General features: G+C 46.6%; 13 protein-coding genes. 2 read left to right on the top strand and 11 right to left on the bottom strand.

Going from position 1 to position 16,096, the window contains the following annotated elements; translation table 11 throughout:
• Positions 1-35 precede the first annotated feature (35 nt).
• The 6 genes from RCO25_RS21475 to RCO25_RS21450 form a co-directional block, all read right to left on the bottom strand.
• Complete coding sequence (locus RCO25_RS21475) at positions 36-1,331, bottom strand: ABC transporter substrate-binding protein (RefSeq protein WP_308998178.1); 1,296 nt, start codon at positions 1,329-1,331, stop codon at positions 36-38.
• Positions 1,332-1,432: 101 nt separating this feature from the next.
• Positions 1,433-2,494 carry a response regulator transcription factor gene (locus tag RCO25_RS21470; RefSeq protein ID WP_308998177.1) on the bottom strand — a complete coding sequence of 354 codons (1,062 nt, stop codon included), beginning with the start codon at positions 2,492-2,494 and terminating at the stop codon, positions 1,433-1,435.
• The gene (locus tag RCO25_RS21465) at positions 2,469-4,268 is read right to left on the bottom strand and encodes a sensor histidine kinase (RefSeq protein ID WP_308998176.1); all 1,800 of its coding nucleotides are present in this window, start codon (positions 4,266-4,268) and stop codon (positions 2,469-2,471) included. The genes RCO25_RS21470 and RCO25_RS21465 overlap by 26 nt, the downstream gene beginning before the upstream one ends.
• A gap of 88 nt (positions 4,269-4,356) precedes the next feature.
• Entirely contained in the window at positions 4,357-5,700 is a 1,344-nt protein-coding gene (locus RCO25_RS21460) for a glycoside hydrolase family 30 protein (RefSeq protein ID WP_308998175.1), read from the bottom strand.
• Positions 5,701-6,143: 443 nt separating this feature from the next.
• Positions 6,144-7,010, bottom strand: coding sequence for a sugar phosphate isomerase/epimerase family protein (locus RCO25_RS21455; RefSeq protein ID WP_308998174.1), 867 nt, complete (start codon positions 7,008-7,010; stop codon positions 6,144-6,146).
• Complete coding sequence (locus RCO25_RS21450) at positions 7,010-7,819, bottom strand: phytanoyl-CoA dioxygenase family protein (RefSeq protein WP_308998173.1); 810 nt, start codon at positions 7,817-7,819, stop codon at positions 7,010-7,012. The genes RCO25_RS21455 and RCO25_RS21450 overlap by 1 nt, the downstream gene beginning before the upstream one ends.
• 132 nt (positions 7,820-7,951) lie before the next feature.
• Here RCO25_RS21450 and RCO25_RS21445 point away from each other — a divergent pair, with 132 nt between their 5' ends.
• Positions 7,952-8,782, top strand: coding sequence for a helix-turn-helix domain-containing protein (locus RCO25_RS21445; RefSeq protein ID WP_308998172.1), 831 nt, complete (start codon positions 7,952-7,954; stop codon positions 8,780-8,782).
• A gap of 384 nt (positions 8,783-9,166) precedes the next feature.
• On the opposite strand, the gene RCO25_RS21440 is transcribed toward RCO25_RS21445, so the two are convergent.
• The 3 genes from RCO25_RS21440 to RCO25_RS21430 form a co-directional block, all read right to left on the bottom strand.
• Positions 9,167-9,544: a nucleoside/nucleotide kinase family protein gene (locus tag RCO25_RS21440; protein ID WP_308998171.1), complete on the bottom strand. Its 378-nt coding sequence runs from the start codon at positions 9,542-9,544 to the stop codon at positions 9,167-9,169.
• 156 nt (positions 9,545-9,700) lie between these two features.
• Complete coding sequence (locus RCO25_RS21435; protein WP_308998170.1) at positions 9,701-11,299, bottom strand: GMC oxidoreductase; 1,599 nt, start codon at positions 11,297-11,299, stop codon at positions 9,701-9,703.
• A gap of 48 nt (positions 11,300-11,347) precedes the next feature.
• Complete coding sequence (locus RCO25_RS21430; protein ID WP_308998169.1) at positions 11,348-12,952, bottom strand: GMC oxidoreductase; 1,605 nt, start codon at positions 12,950-12,952, stop codon at positions 11,348-11,350.
• A gap of 128 nt (positions 12,953-13,080) precedes the next feature.
• Here RCO25_RS21430 and RCO25_RS21425 point away from each other — a divergent pair, with 128 nt between their 5' ends.
• Positions 13,081-13,845 carry a ThuA domain-containing protein gene (locus RCO25_RS21425; protein WP_308998168.1) on the top strand — a complete coding sequence of 255 codons (765 nt, stop codon included), beginning with the start codon at positions 13,081-13,083 and terminating at the stop codon, positions 13,843-13,845.
• Positions 13,846-14,446: 601 nt separating this feature from the next.
• Here RCO25_RS21425 and RCO25_RS21420 read toward each other — a convergent pair.
• Positions 14,447-14,749, bottom strand: a complete 303-nt coding sequence (locus tag RCO25_RS21420) for a VOC family protein (protein ID WP_308998167.1) — start codon at positions 14,747-14,749, stop codon at positions 14,447-14,449.
• Positions 14,750-15,000: 251 nt separating this feature from the next.
• The gene (locus RCO25_RS21415; protein ID WP_308998166.1) at positions 15,001-15,465 is read right to left on the bottom strand and encodes a hypothetical protein; all 465 of its coding nucleotides are present in this window, start codon (positions 15,463-15,465) and stop codon (positions 15,001-15,003) included.
• Between the last annotated feature and the right edge of the window lie 631 nt (positions 15,466-16,096).

The raw sequence follows: 16,096 nt of genomic DNA, 5'->3' as shown, positions 1-16,096 counted from the left end.
GCTTTCTTTCTCCCCTTCATCCTCGGTTCCATTGATTACTTATTTACTTTATTAAACGATTTCCAAGCCTTATCGAGCGCCTTAATGACGTCGTCTTGTGAAATTTGACCCGCATAGTAAGCTTGCAAGCCTTTACCTACCTCGTCTTTAACCGATTGTGGAATAGCTGGATCTTGGTATGATTTTCCTTCTTTAACATACGATGTTGCGTCATTTACCCACGGATAGCTCTCGTACGTGTGGTTGGTTGCAATTGGATTGAACTTAAGTGCTTGGAAGAAATCGTTAGAAGCGGTGTCATCCAATACGTAGTTGATGAAATCAAGAGCAACTTCTTTGTTTTTAGTCGTTTTGGATACAGCCAATGAAGTCGAAGCGCTTAGATTGATCAACGTTGCTTTCGGATCATCATTAATTGGCAATGGCGCTACGCCGAAATCAAGATCCGGGTTAGATTTAAGAATCGTTTCCGCGTACCAAGGACCTTGCAGCCACATTGCGCCTTTTTCTGTTGCAAATGCCGCGGCGCCGTCATCGCCGCCCACTTCTGTTGCTTTTTCCGTTCCGTTTGCGTTAATGAGGTCAAAGATGTCAAACATCGATTTCATTTCCGAGAATGAGCCTTCATCCTTATTCATACGCTCGATGAAATCAGCATCCTCCGTGTTGATGATTGCGCCTGCAGCAAGCGGCAGAAGCAGTTGAGGAATCCAAGCTTCTTTATAGGAAAGCACGAATGGCGTGATATTTTTCGCTTTCAGCTTTTCTACAACCGCTTTCATTTCTGTCAGCGTCGTTGGAGGCACTAGACCGTTATCAGCAAATATTTTTTTGTTGTACAAGTATCCCCACGACAAAGTTTCCAAAGGAACGGCTACAACCTTGCCGTCAGTCGTCGTAACGGATGGTTTTACGCTGTCAAGCAGCTTGCCTACGAACGGCTGGTCGGACAAATCTTCCAAGTAACCTGCTTTATAGTAAGATGGAATCTCATTGATTGCATGAATCGCGAAAATATCCGGGGCATCGTTGGATGCCAAACGTGTTTTTAAAATTTGCGCGGCATTATCGGCAGTCGGCATTTCAAGCTGAACCGATACGTCGATGTTTTTCTCGGCTTTCTCTTTTGCGACAAAATCTGCAATGTATTTATCGTAATGCTCCTTAAACCTTGGCTGAGCAATAAACATTTTGAGCTTGACGCTCTTTGCTTCGCCGCCGGTTGCTGCCCCTTCATTTGTACTGCCCGTATTATTTGCATTGTTTCCACAGCCAGCTAGCAGCGATGTAGCAAGCACGGTAATAAGCAAGCCTTTAATCATTTTTTTCATCTAATTTGACCTCCCAGAAGCTTGTTTTGTTTACGCTTTCATTGTATCTAATTTTTGAAAGCGTTTAATTGGACAGAATTAGACTCTTTCCTTGGACAATTTTAAACCTCGCCGTTCTTCCTCATTTCACCCGGTGCAACCCCAAAATGTTTCTTAAAGACACGGTAAAAATAAGTAATATCCTCGTAGCCCGCCATTTCGGCAATCGCTTTGATCGGTATGCTCTCGTCCAGCAGCCATTCCTTGGCTTTCACCATCCGCAAATGAAGCATATAATCGGTGACGTTACGTCCATACTCCTGCTTGAACATTTTGCTCAGATATTCCTTGCTCACGAAAAAAGCCCTTGCCAGTTGGTCTAGTGTTACCGGTTCGGTATAGTGTTTATCCATATAAAGACGGACTTCGTCCAGATTTAATTTATTTTTGAACTTACGCTGCTGCGTAAGCTGATCGATTGTTGTGACATAATGATGAGTAAGAAACGAAGCCGTGTTGGCGCAGGACTCGACCGTTTCTTGTCCATATGGAGCGTGCAGCCCCTCGCTGTCTTGCGAGTTGGCAATCTTCAATTCCTTAAGCAGCAGGAGCAGCTCCTGTACTACCTGTTCCAGCATTGCGGGTTTCGTAATGCCGTTATGCTCAAGCTCATTCTTCATTTGGATAAGCGTTGCCGTTACGCCTTCCGTATTTAACTCGTTAAAATGAGTCTTCAGCAGCTGTTTGTGGGCAGCAAGCAAATAGGATATATCAAGATCCAGCGCCAAAACGCCTCGCTCCGTTTGTTCGGACTCCAAGCTGTTTTTGCAATTGTACAGCGCCAAATCCAGCTCCTTGGGATCAACTGGCTTAAGCAGGTAGTCCATCGCTTTATAGCGAAGCGCATGCTTCGCGTATTGAAAGTCATCGTAGCCGCTAATGACGATCGTCTTAATCTGCGGGTACTGGTCTTGAAGCAGCTGAAGCAGCTGGACACCGTCTGTTCCCGGCATCCGCATATCCGTAATGACAATATCCGGTTGAAGCTCCTTTGTTTTACGAAGCGCTTCTTGTCCGTCCTCCGCTTCACCGACGATTTCCATGCCAAGCTTCTCCCAGTTGCCGAATGCCTTAATAATATCCCTTGTCCAGCTCTCATCATCCACGATCAATACTTTTATCATGAAGCTCACCTCCTGATTCATTAGGAATGGTAACCGTAACCTTCGTCCCCGCTCCGAGCGTGCTTTCTATCGCAATTCCGTACGCGGAACCAAAGTGCATCCGAATGCGGGAAGCGACATTTTGAATGCCGATCCGATTGCCGTGCGTCCATACTTGCCCGTTCTGGTGATCGAGCCGCCGTTTGAGATCAGCAAGCTTGTCCTCGCGGATTCCAACACCGTTGTCCTGAATGCGAATACGCACGGCAGCAGGCTCACATATAACGGATACGCTCAGCTCCCAATTGCCCGGTTTATTCTCGAGCCCGTGAAAAAACGCGTTTTCCACAATCGGCTGAAGCGTCAGCTTCGGTATGGAGCAAGCCATTGCCGACTCGTCGATTTCCGTTGTATAGCTGAGCTTGGATGAAAATCGCTGCGATTGAATAAGCATATAGTTGTTTAGATGCTCGATTTCCGCTTTTAAGGATGCAAGATCATTGGGGTCACGGATGACATAACGGAACATATCGCTTAACGAACGAATAATTTCATAGCTCTCTACAGGCTTTTTGGTAAAAAGCATGCTTCCGATCATTTGAAGTGTATTTTGCAAAAAATGCGGATTGATTTGGGCTTGCAGCGCCTTAAGCTCCGCTGTCTTCTTCTCCAAATTAATACTGTATTCCGTTTTGATATGCTCTCGTATGCGGTAGGACATATTATACAGCTTCGTTTCTAGCAAGCCGATCTCATCCACGCGATTGCTTTGCGGCAGCTCGGTTTCCTTGATAATGCCGAGACCTTGCATCGATCTTGCAAGCGTTACGATCGGCGTCGCTGTCCGCCAGGCAAGCAATATCGCGATCAAGATCGAAATGACGATGGAAATCGCGCCTACAATTATTCCAAAATGCATGGTCGATTGTGCGCTTTTATTTATAAAGCTGGTTGGGATAATCGTAACCAGCTTTAAGCCGACGGGATCGATCGTATTATAGAAGACATATTCCTCCGGCGATCGGAAGTAACCTTGATCCTCTTTCGTTCGCTTGATTTGATCCATGATTTCTTGCGACGGTTTCTCGCCAAACGGCTGATATAGAACACTTCCGTCATCGCCGGCGATAAGAACTTTATGCTCCTCGCCCCTTCCAATTAAATTAAGCGTCTGATCCAGCATGGACCATCGGATTTTCAGCGAGATACCGCCTAGCTTCTCACGGTTCTCAAAGCGGTTAATGCTTCGAATAAGCTGGAATTCGCTCTGATCGCCGCTCTTCGTTTGTATAATGAAATCCTTATTTTCCTCAAAGAGCTCCTTGTAAGGAGAAGGGATCCCGGTTGACGACTCAAGATCATATTGGTTGGAGCTGATGGTAAACAATTTACTCGGCTCTTTCAGAAACAGCTCGACTCCGATAACATGGTTCCCTGCGGAGTAAAATAAATTGCTCAGCGTGTCCATAATATTTTTTTGAGCGGCAAACTGGTTATATAGAAGCGAGCCCTCTATACTCGACAAATATTCGCTGAGATGGGGACTGATCAGAACGGTATAAACGAGATTGTTTAATTGCGCAAACTGCTCGCCCAAATAGATACCCGTCCATTTCATATTGGATAAATTCGTGCTAATAACTTCGGTTTCCATCGACTTCCGGTTATTCTCGGCTGCCAAAGCGGTAACGGCTACAATCGGTATAACGGATAAAATGATCATTGTAAAAATCAATTTATTGCGGATGCTTCTCCGAAAGGGATCCGACAACGTCCTCATAAGCTTAGAAAACATGGCGGCGCGCCACCTCCTTCTATTCTTCCTGCCCAATGGCGCAAAAAACTAACGCCCTATCTTGCTGGCGTTAGTCGGTATGCACTCGTTATCCGCACGGGATTACGATCGTATGAAAGGATTCGGGCTCAAGCTGGAACAGCTTCACCTTGCCGCCTACGGCTAGGCGCAGTTCTCTTTGTTCTTTGAATGGATTCGTCAGAACCAAAACATGCGTGCCGTCGGGCTTCTTGAAGACGATCGCATTGCCTGCCCACGATCCCATTAAACCGGCTCGTCTATCATTCCGCGTTGTAAAATGTGAAAAATGCTTCATCACATAATACTCCGGATTTTGTGTTACGGATCTTGTTTCTTTGTCGATGGTAAGCATGGCATTTTGCTCCCACCCCCATGTGCTTCTTCCTTTCGGCTCAAGCGCCATATTCCAATAAATATAAGCGTTAACACCGTTCGTGAAATAATGCTGATAAAGATTGAACACATATCTTGCATAGAACCATGTGTTTTCGCCATCGCCGCATTCGTTCTCCGTTTGCATGTAACGAAGCTCCGGATAGCTCTGAACCGTCCGCTGAATCGCATGCTTTCCTGCCCATTGGTAACCTACGCCTTTCACATACTTATAGGCTTCCGGATCGCTTAGTACCGTATTCGCGTAGCCGTTGAAATCCGTTTCCTTTTTCTTCAGCCATTCATCCCAAGCCTCGGGCGCGTTGATTGTGCCCAGCCAAATTTCCGTATCCAGATTATGCCGCTCGAAGGATGGCCCCAAGTAATCACGAATAAACTCGCGAAGCTGCTCACCCGTCCAAACGCAGGAAGGAAACTTCTGATCCGCCACTACCTCGTTTTGAACATGCACCTGGTGTATCGTAATCCCCTCAGCTGCATAGGCTTCGACAAACCGAACAAAATACAGGGCATACGCCTCCAAGATATCCTTTTCCCAGCGCAGCGTTCCGTAATTGTAGGATTTCGGAAATTTCATCCAGGTTGGCGGGCTCCATGGGGAAGCAAACAGCTTCAAGTCAGGATTTTGCTTCAAAGCTTCTTTAATATAGGGAATCAGATACTCCCGGTCACGATCTATCGAAAAATGCTCCATGGCCAAATCGCCGTCGGTTTCATTTAAGCTGTACCACTCCAACGCGTAATCGCTTGCGCCTATCGGCAGCCGGCAAATACTAAAGCCATGCTCGCCGTCCGGATGGAAAAGCGCGTGCATCACGCGGCTTCGGTCATCCTCAGATAACTGCTGGAGCGCCGCATAACCCAGCTCGTTAAAGCAGCCCCCGAAACCCTCCAGCAGCTGAAATTGTTCGTCCGTAATCGTCAGATTGGCATTTTCTATTTCCGATTCAAGAATAGGCTTCTCTAACCAAGGCATGGTTTCCGTGCTTGAAAACCATTGTATCCTGTTCTGCTTCATAACCGCAAATCCAACTCCTTGTAAGCGTTTTTTTCATTATAACCTCTAAATGAAAGCGTTTAATTGGACAAAATTAGTTCCTGCGCTTGGACAATATTAAACCACCGGATGATTTGCAGCATCGTTGTCACGCCTATTGTGTCGAAAGCAGCTTTATTTATGTATGCAGCAGACAATTATTGTGAGCAGGCCTTACCTATGACGCAAGCGGACGGAGCTTTAGCGGCGAGGTAGAATCCTTTGCGTTAGAAGTAACGGTAGAAGGGGATGATGAGTAGTTCTCCAATATTCGGTATGCAAGCGTAAACGGCTGTCGCCGTCCTCTGTGGCAAATGCAGTCGTTTCGCGGAGATATATAAGCACATTTATATGTGAAAACATATAAATTCTTATATATTTCAAAAAAACCCGACCGGACTTGCTTTGTCCTAGTCGGGTTTTCCTTATAATCGTTCCTGCCGCCAAAGCTGCTTCACCAATTGCTTCAAATAGAGAGACTGAGACCAACGGTCGCTTACCTCGGTTTGCCTGGAAGCTGCCTCATCCACTGTGATCGCGTATGGCGCTGGCCCTAGCTCGATTACAACAGGAAATTTATCGCCTGGACGCCTGTTTCCCATACGCCAGTGCTTCATTGCGCTTTCCCACCATCTTGCAAAATGGGGAAGCATCGGGTGCTCTCCCGCTGCGCCGGGATCAATTTGAATCTGTTCCCCGTTTGAAATACGCGTATGGATACTGTACGCGTTCGGCAGCAAGCCTTGCAGCATTTCCTCTGCTTCGGGAGATATCGTATGCAGCTCGCCGGCTACCACATAATGCGAATAGTCAATCGTCAGCCTGAGTGTTGGAAGCGCCTCTAAAATTTGCTTGGTGCGAATCAAATCCTGCGTTATGGTGCCGCGATGCGTTTCGACAAAAACCGGAATACCCGCCTGCCTTGACAGCGCATCGATGCCGGACAACAGCTCCAGCGCCTGGTCTCCGATCAGAAAGGGTCTCATCACCTGTGCGTTTATATAGCCGACATTGCCAAAAGCAACCGCGCTCTCCATAAATTTGTCCATATCCTCAATAGAAGACGGGTATGCGTTCACGCTGAAGGACAAGCTGTACTGCTCAAGCAGCTCCTTCCAGTGTGTACTTTCATCCGTGGCTGGTATGAACGCGTTTATGCCATCAAAGCCGTTTTCCGCAATTAACTTCACCTTTTCCTGAATGGTTGACGCATGTCCCGCTGTTCCTGTTAATCCATTCATTCCCCACCAAGACATCTCGACTAGCAATTTATCCTGTTTTGTATCCGTCATTAGTGTGGATACGCCATATCGAACTCCACTCCGCACGGCCCTCCGTCAGTATTGATTTCCAGATCGACCAGCGTTCCATCCTGACGATGCAGCGGGCGGTAATGATTGCTGATATGTGTGGCAGAAGCGTTTGCATAATGGCAAATAAAGGCGCGTCGGAATTGATCCTTCGTCTTATTTCTGTAAGAGCCGTGGATAAGATTCCCGTTGAAAAACAATACATCGCCTTTATCCATAATAACCGGCATCGCTTTTTGATCCTTTGGCGGCTTCACATAATGGGTTGTGAAGGATTCCGTTGAATCCGCAAGCTCCGGGCAGCTAATCTCATGCTCGCTTGTTTTCGGTACGATTAGCAGTCCGCCATTCTCCTCTGTGGCCGCATCAATCGCCGTCCATGCCGCAATACAATTGCCCGGCTCCACCTGCAAATAAAAATTGTCCTGGTGCAGCGCCTGGCCGCGCGAGCCTGGCGGCTTGTAGTAAAACATGCTTTGAGCTGCCAGCGCCTCCTCTCCGTACAAATCGGACAATACCTCCATAACCGGCTTATGAAGCATATATTGCTTGGCGGTTTCATCGAATCGATGCGGATGCATCACACGCGGATAACGTTTCAAAGGATCATCCGTGCTCCCATTTAAATCAGGCTCAAATAGCCCGGGAATTACCTGATGGCTGATTTCCTCGAATTTCTCTTCTATCGTACGAACATCCTCTTTCGAGAAAAGTCCTTTCACTATCAGATAGCCTTCTTTAAGAAAATGATTAATTTGCTCTTCGTTCAAGACATTCAATGCTCTGGTCATCGCATTTCGCTCCTTTGGAAACATGGATTCTTCTTGACATAATCATAGAACTTTCGTTATTTTTAGGGAAGCAAGATTACTGCTAAAAAGTAACGGTATTCTGCTATTTTTATAAATCAGGGGGACCGTTTAATGACCAGGTACAGCAATCCAAAATCCGATCAACTTTCATCTTATACCTCTATTATAAGCGGTCATTTCGAGGAATCCGATTCGTACAAAAATCGAAGGCCAAATGGGATGAAAGAATGGCTTCTCTTCTTTACGTTAGAGGGCGAAGGGTATTTGCGTACGCCTGGGGCCAAGAAGTTCTGCAGCAAGGGTCAAATTGCGCTGCTTCGTTCCGGTATTCCGCATGAGTATGGGACAACAAAAGGGAGTCGTTGGAACTTTTACTGGGTGCATTTTCATAAACTACCTGAAATCGACTACCTGCCCAATGACGAGATCATTATCGCGGCCATTCCCGAGGGCACTATGCTAAATCGGGTACAGCAAGCGATTAGCGATATTTTAACGGATTCAAGGGAGCAAGCCAGCTTCTGGCATATGCTTTGCGAAAACTCACTGCGCGAGGTCATCCTGCTCGCTGCCCGGCTTCTCGAACAGCGGCTCGATCCGAGAATTGAACTTTCTTTGCAATATCTTTCACGGAATATGAATCAGACCTTTCACCTCGAGGATTTAGCCCGCAGCGTTGGACTTTCTCTATCGCGGCTTTCTCATCTCTTCAAGCAGGAGACGGGCGAAAGCGTCCTGGAGCATCTGAATCGCCTGCGGCTCCAGCAAGCGGCGCTATTGATGGAACATATGGGACGCACGGCGACAGAAGCCTCGCTCGATGTCGGCTTTAATAATTACAATCATTTTGCAGCGTTATTCCGCAAAACCTACGGCAGCAGCCCAAGAACGTACAAGAAAGAAAAGACTACCCTACATGTGAACTTAAATTGCAATGAGTAAGTTCAGTTCCAGTAATTAGTTGCAGGTTGAGGAGGAAGTAGTCCAAGAGAAGAGGGCCGAGATGAGCCTGAAAACTATTACATTCCAAAAGATATATTCGGATTTATGGGTGAACTTATAAAGTTGCTGCGAGAACATTACAACTTGAGCAAAACGGAACCTTTGCCAACAGTCAAGTATGAATATAGTTTGCGCAAAAGTATGTTCGGAAAAGACGCATATCTCTTTCAATACTGTGGCAGGCATTTTGATAGCAATGTGCTCAATTCATCCCTGAGGTAGGTTGCATTCGTGCGAATACGGTAAAATCGAATGAAGCGCTGTATGAGTATTATCTTCAGTTTGCCCGCACAGTGAAGACTGCTAACAGCCGCGCAAAAATCACTATACGTTCGGCCTCCTATCAGCATTTAAAGCCAAACCGCGACCTGGCGCAATTAAAGCCATAGGTAATAAACCTTCGATGACAATGTCTGAATTGGATTTTACTGTCCTTTCCATCTCTAAGTAAGTCACTCTTCCACGGGATAGATAGTTATTTAAATCATTTCGTACATCATCAATTGGATTCTCAGTAAAATCCCTTAGTATGCGGCTCGCCGTTGCAATATGCATGCGCTGCAGTACATTCATGACATGCTGGAGTAGAGCATCCGCCAGTTTCTGGCCGAGCTCGAGCCTAAACAGCGGGTCGCTATTTTCAGGCAAATGGAAAGACAGCACAAAGAGAGGAACAGCCTGCTGTTCCTCTACCATTAACATCTGAAGACCACCCTCCACCCGTCTGTTCGCGGCATCTCGCTGGAATCGCTCGGGTGGGTGCAGTTTAAGGATATTTGGTTCACCTAAATACGGATCAGAACTCTATTATCCGCAACTTATAGATCGCATCCCGCGTCAAGCGTAAAATTGTGATATTTATTTCAATTGTCCAATGATATGATCCACCGTACGAATCGCCAAGGCAATTGTCGTAAGCGTTGGACTGGTCCCTCCTAAAGTCGGCAATACACTGTTATCAGCTACATAGAGGCCGGATACCCCGTGGACTTGACCATAATGGTTAGTTGCTGAACTGGAAGGATCTTCGCCCATTCGGCACGTTCCCGACTCATGCGCATCGCTTCCAGGAGGCAGAAATTCGATTCTGGTCAACCGGGCTTGCATGGCCGCGGAAGCCTGCTTCACGCCTTCCGACGTTTTTTTAATGACAAATTGATCCTTTGCGCTGTAGGAGAAATTCACTCGAATCCGCGGTACTCCGTAATCATCCAGATTGCTCAGATCAAGCGTGACTTTGTTTTCAAACCGCGGTTCAACCTTGCCGAAACCGTTCATAACGATCTCCCGCTCCGCCTCCAAAGGCGATTCTTTATATCCTCCGCCCCACATATGTATTCCAAAGGGCTGATCGTTCGTTTGCGGGACCCAAATGGAGACCCCTCCTACACCATTCGAAATATCTTTGATGTTCACTGTTGCTGCGCCCTGCACAAAAACATGAGGTTGTAAATAATGGCCGATAGCTCTTCCCGGAATACCCGAATGAAGTAAAATACGCGGAGTTTCCAGCGTGCTTGAAGATAATACAACCGTCTTTGCTCGAACGATGTACGGTGTTTTATCCGGGGACATGACTTTGATACCTGTCACTTTCCCTCTTTCGGCAAGCACTTGAACGGCACGGGCTTTAACAGCCAGATCAAACGGTTTACGTACCAAGCCTAAGGCAAGAAAAAGGATAGAACTGAAAGACCCGTAGGAAGGCACCGCTTTTTCTGGATCCAAATCGACAGCCGCCGGAGCTGGTATTACCTCGGGAAAGCCATTTTCCCGAAGCCGATTTAAAATAACTTCATTCATAGCAGACGCCTTGGAATGTAACCGGTTAACGTTCATGATCTCTTCCGCGATATTGAAGTATTTCTCCATCTCTTCTGCCGTTACGGGCCATCCTGACATTTCGGAGGCAGCCATTCGGGGACTGGCCGTCCCCCACACCAAGGTTCTCCCCCCTAATCCTAACAGTTTTTTGGCGCCTGAAAATTCAGGAAGGAATTTCCCGATCTCCACCACCACTTCAGGATCGGACCAAATGGCTTGGGTAAAACCGGCAGTAGGAATGTTATCTCTATGTGTCGGTATCAGAAGATCTCCGGCTTCAATGACCCCGATCCGTTTCTCATTTCTCCCCCATTGTTCACATAGTCTCCAGATCGCTGCTCCACCTCCAGCCCCTGTACCGACGACCAGAATATCGTATTCGGTTTCAGCCATTTGCGCAAGCGGGGCAAGAGGAATCCAGGGCGGCGGACAATTGAAAGGTTCAAAAGGAGTATCGGTGATCCGGTTTTGGATCGGTATTGCTATGGGAGGGAGTTCTACTTGTCTGCCGGCGATATGGAGATCGGGACTTGCAATAGGTGTATTAAGGGAAATGAGCGTCTCTATATCTACCTGATATTTCGTCGCAATTGATCTAAGCGTATCTCCAGCATCCGCGATATAGATCCTCAATGCTTTCACATCCTATCACTTAAACGTTGGAATTGCGAACATACCGCTTTAGCCTTGCCCGATGATATAATCTGCCGTGCGTATCGCCAAGGCAATTGTCGATAATGTTGGGTTGGTACCTCCGATGCTCGGCAAAATGCTGTTATCGGCCACATAGAGACCGGATATTCCGTGTATTTGACCGTATCTGTTGGTTGCCGAAGTGTAGGGATCATTCCCCATACGGCAAGTTCCTGCATAATGGGCGTCACTTCCCGGAGGCAACAGTTCGAGACTGCTCAAGGGGGCTTTCATGGCTAGTGAAGCTCGTTTCACGCCTTCCGTCGTTTGGTCAATTACAACTTGATCCTTCGCGCTGTAGGAGAAATTCACCTGGATACGCGGTACCCCGTACTCATCCAGATTGTTTATATCGAGCGATATCTTGTTCTCAAACCGCGGTTCGGCATTGCCATAACCGTGCAAGTAAACCTCTAATTTCTCTGGTTCAGACTCTCCCGGTCCCCACAAATGTATACCGTAAGGACGCTCCTCCGTCTGCGGGACGAATATTTGCAATCCCCCGATAAAGCCCGGAAATTCATTGCGATCTACGGTTGCCACGCCTCTTACAAAAGCATGATCCGTCAAGTAATGGCCGATCGCTCTGCCCGGAATTCCGGATTGAAGCAAAATACGCGGAGTTTCAAATGTGCTCGCCGATAAAACAATGGTCTTCGCCCTGATCGAATAGGATGTTCTATCCGGAGTCAGCACTTTGATGCCAGCCACTTTACCTTGTTCGGTCAATACCTCCACGGCGCGGGCCTTCACGCCCAAATCGAAGGGTTTATGGTTCAAGGCATTTCCAAGAAAGGAGATGGAACTGAAAGCTACATTGGAATGTATCACTCCGTAGGATGACGGTTGAAGGTTTATGGCCATGGGAGAATCGATGACATCGGGAAATCCGTTTTCTTGGAGCCGCTTGAGGAGAACTTCTTGAAGCGATGAGCCCTTAGTAAATTCTTGATTAACATTCATGGCTCTTTCGGCAATGTTGTAGTATACATGCATTTCTTCTAACGGCACGGGCCATCCGGCAATTTCGGAAGGATCCATACGGGGGCTGACCATTCCCCAATATAAAGTGCGTCCCCCCAGGGCAAATACCATATTTCCAGCAGGGAATTCAGGAAGAAATCTTCCGATATTTCTCCAGACATTCGGGTTGCTCCATACATTTCCCGAATGATCGCTAGTTGGGATATTGAACACATGGGTCGGCAGCACGAGATCACCTGCTTCAATGACACCAATCCGTTTTTCATTCCCCCCCCACTGTTCGCATAGCCTCCAGATCGCGGCTCCCCCTCCGGCCCCGGTGCCGACGATCAGAACATCGTATTCGGTTTGAGCCATTTGCTCCAAAGGCGTTAGAGGAATCCAATGACCTCTGAAATCCAATGGCGGCTCAGACGGAAATGGAGCAGGACGGTTGTTAAAGAATCTAGTTACAATGGTCGAAGAAGGGAGTTTTACTTGTCTTCCTGCAATGTTGAGATCAGGGCCGGTAATATGCGGGTTTAGGAATATTAGTTCATCGATATGGATATGATGTTTTACCGCAACCCTTCTGAGCGTTTCTCCAGCATCCGCTATATATAACCTCAATGCGTTCACATCCTTATGGTTAAATCTTTATACTATGTATGAAAAATTCGTTTGTTTATTACCGTTTTGTTATTACAAATCGAATTGACGCATAAATTAATTTATTTGGATGGGAGCGGATAAACTTAATGAAAGTGACAATTGGAAATAGAACGATGGTAGAGATAAAACCGATTCAAGTGACCATTTGGAATGAATATATGCAGGAGAAAACGGAACCAAGTGTAACTAACGTATATCCAAGAGGGATACACACTGCCATTTCTGAAGGCTTAGCGCCATACGGCTTCCGAATCCAAACAGCCACGTTAGAACAACCGGAGCATGGTTTAACGGATGAGATTCTTAATCAAACGGATGTCTTAATCTGGTGGGGGCATAAATTTCACGATAAGGTTGAAAATGTGATTGTTGAAAGGGTTCACAACAAAGTACTTCAAGGGATGGGGCTGATCGTGCTTCACTCGGCTCATTTTTCAAAAATATTCAAGAAATTGATGGGTACGAGCTGTAATTTAAGAGTGAGAACAGACAATGAGAAGGAAGTAATATGGGTTGTCAATCCTGCCCATCCGATCACGCATGGAATCGGTCAGTATATTGTGCTGCAGGAAGAAGAAATGTACGGCGAGTTTTTTGATATTCCTGAACCTGATCAACTCGTGTTTGTCGGTTGGTTCGAAGGCGGGGAAGTGTTCCGCAGCGGGTGTTCCTATTATCGCGGGTTAGGCAAAGTATTTTACTTCCAACCGGGACATGAAACGAACCCCACTTATTACAATAAAGAAATTATGAGAGTGATAGCTAATGCTGTGCGTTGGGCTGTGCCTGTGCATGGAGCTGAGCCGGTATATGGACCTACAGAACCTGTCATAGAGTTTAGGAGCAAGTAATTTTCTCGTTACCTAAGCGCTGAGATTAGTGCCCACATTCGCTTATTCGCTAAACAGCGAACCTATACCGTGGACGTTCGTATAACATTAATTCGTATATATGCGTAATCCAAGAGCTTTGCATAACAGCGAAATTCATGATGAACCTCCCGAGACGTTTCGCACGAAACTGGTTGGAATGCAACCTTGCAAACGATGCAAGAGTTTATCTACGCGTTATTCCTTTGAAACCGCTTTGGAAGCGGTGGAGCAAGCAGCCCAGCGAGGCGGACTTACGTCATCCGTCGCTATCCCGCCGGGAGCAACGGTCATTCTTCACGACATGACACTACCTCCAGATTCGGTCGATATCTCACCTGGGTATCGCTGTGCTGCCCCCAAGCACGATGCCGATGCCTGCTGCCGCTCCCGAAACGGCTCTGAAAAACAGGACAGCGTCTGCCGGCCGAATACAAAAAAAAGACACGGTATAAGACGCTTACGCCCGTCTGTTCCGTGTCTTTACTTCAGGTTATGCCTCACCGCGGCAAACTACTCCTTTTTGATCAAAGAAAATCAAGTATTAGACTGAAAATCAAGTATTAGACTACCGATCGACCATTCAACGGAGTATGGTTAGGTATTTAAGTACAGGTACTAGGTAAGCGTCAAACCCATCATCCTTCATGCGTTGATTGATCTCGTTTACCCGATCCTCGCTTTCTTGAATGAAGCCGATATGAAGGGTATTGGGATAACCGACTTGATTACCTTTCATCAAGGTAAGCACTAACCCACCGTCGTCAAATAGTGCAGCGAATGCATTGCCGCGTGTGTTCCCGATTTGCAATCCGAAATATTTGACCAAGAAATCTACAATAGCTTTAACGTCAGTGATCGTGAGATTAAGATGGTTTAGTTTCATAGGTTACTCCTCCTCTTTCTTAGTGATTTATTCTTCAAATTTTCTTACCCCCTAAGAATACCAAATTAATGCAAGTGATAATCTTTTAGTTTTTTATATGTTGTTTTCATGTACAAACCCGTCACATAACTTTAATCTTTAATTCTAATCCCCCTCCAATTTACTGCGGTAAACTGCCCGTTAGCTTAATGAAGAGGAGCAGCTGCCGCAGCAAACTCCTCCTAGTTTGTTCACCTATCGTACCCGTTAGTTTAATCCGTTATTGGGTCAAGCTGAATGATCTCCGACGAATCGTTCCACCAAACCTGCATTTTCACGGGGGTATCTGGATTGGCTAATGCACCGTTTCCACCCGAGGAGCCAAGGTTGTACACATGGTCAGCCTCATCAACGCCAGGCAGTGTCCCACTTCCATCCCCGCCTCCGACTGTGTCATACTTGTAACGGAGTTGACCCGACGGTCTTGGGTCCTTCCCGATATATTTCATGAAGATTCGTGATGTGTGATTCTCCTCCCCCTTCGGTTTATAAACGATATACATAGCCGCCCAATTCTCCGAATGCCCACGAAACTCTTGAACGTATTCCATTTCTCCACCTGCCACAAGATCCTGAATATTATCGCGTTCCATTCCAATGTATGCATCATTCTCCATCTGTTCACAGCCGCTAAGCAGTAGTACGCATGCCAGCAAAATCACTAGGATCTTTCTCATTTGACGCTCGTCTCCCCCTACCTCTTATTTAATGCAGAATCTAAATCATTTCGAGGAAGTCCAATCCTACCAAAAGATAGATTCTTCTCGGCAATAATGCCTTCCAATATTACAAATACGTAAATTGGAAAAACTTGTCGCGTTATCCTGCCCGTTAGCTTAACAAAGAAATGGAGCAGCTGGCGCAGCAAACTGCTCCTTGATTGTTCAACTCCCTTGGTACGATATGTTTTTCTCACGAATGCTCGCTTATTCGCAGGATTTCAACCGGTTGGTAAGGACTGAAAGACAAGAAGGGGAACGCCGTGTTAGACTTCGGCAACATGAAGGCGCACGGGAATAAAGGGGGATAATTGTCGCCCCATATACTTCCATTTACTGCACGCATTCTCCACGCCGCCCTTGGAGGTTTTCACTCCCATGTCTTAACGGGTCAGTGCCCTCTCATTCCTTCGTTACGCCTATCCAAGGGGTGGAGGCCGGTCTTGCTATCGTTACGGGTCGGTGCCCTTTGGTTGAATATATCCGGTACTCCGTGCTTTCTTTGAAATCCTGCGAATAAGCCAAAACTCGTACAACGAAACGGTAGAATATAAGTTAAGCTGCTAGCTGAATAGGCAACGTTTTAGGA

It is taken from the genome of Paenibacillus sp. LHD-38 (assembly GCF_031157315.1).
In the GTDB taxonomy this organism is placed as follows: Bacteria; Bacillota; Bacilli; order Paenibacillales; family Paenibacillaceae; genus Pristimantibacillus.
The sequence above is the reverse complement of the archived record's forward strand: the minus strand, read 5'-3'. Positions and strand labels throughout refer to the sequence as shown.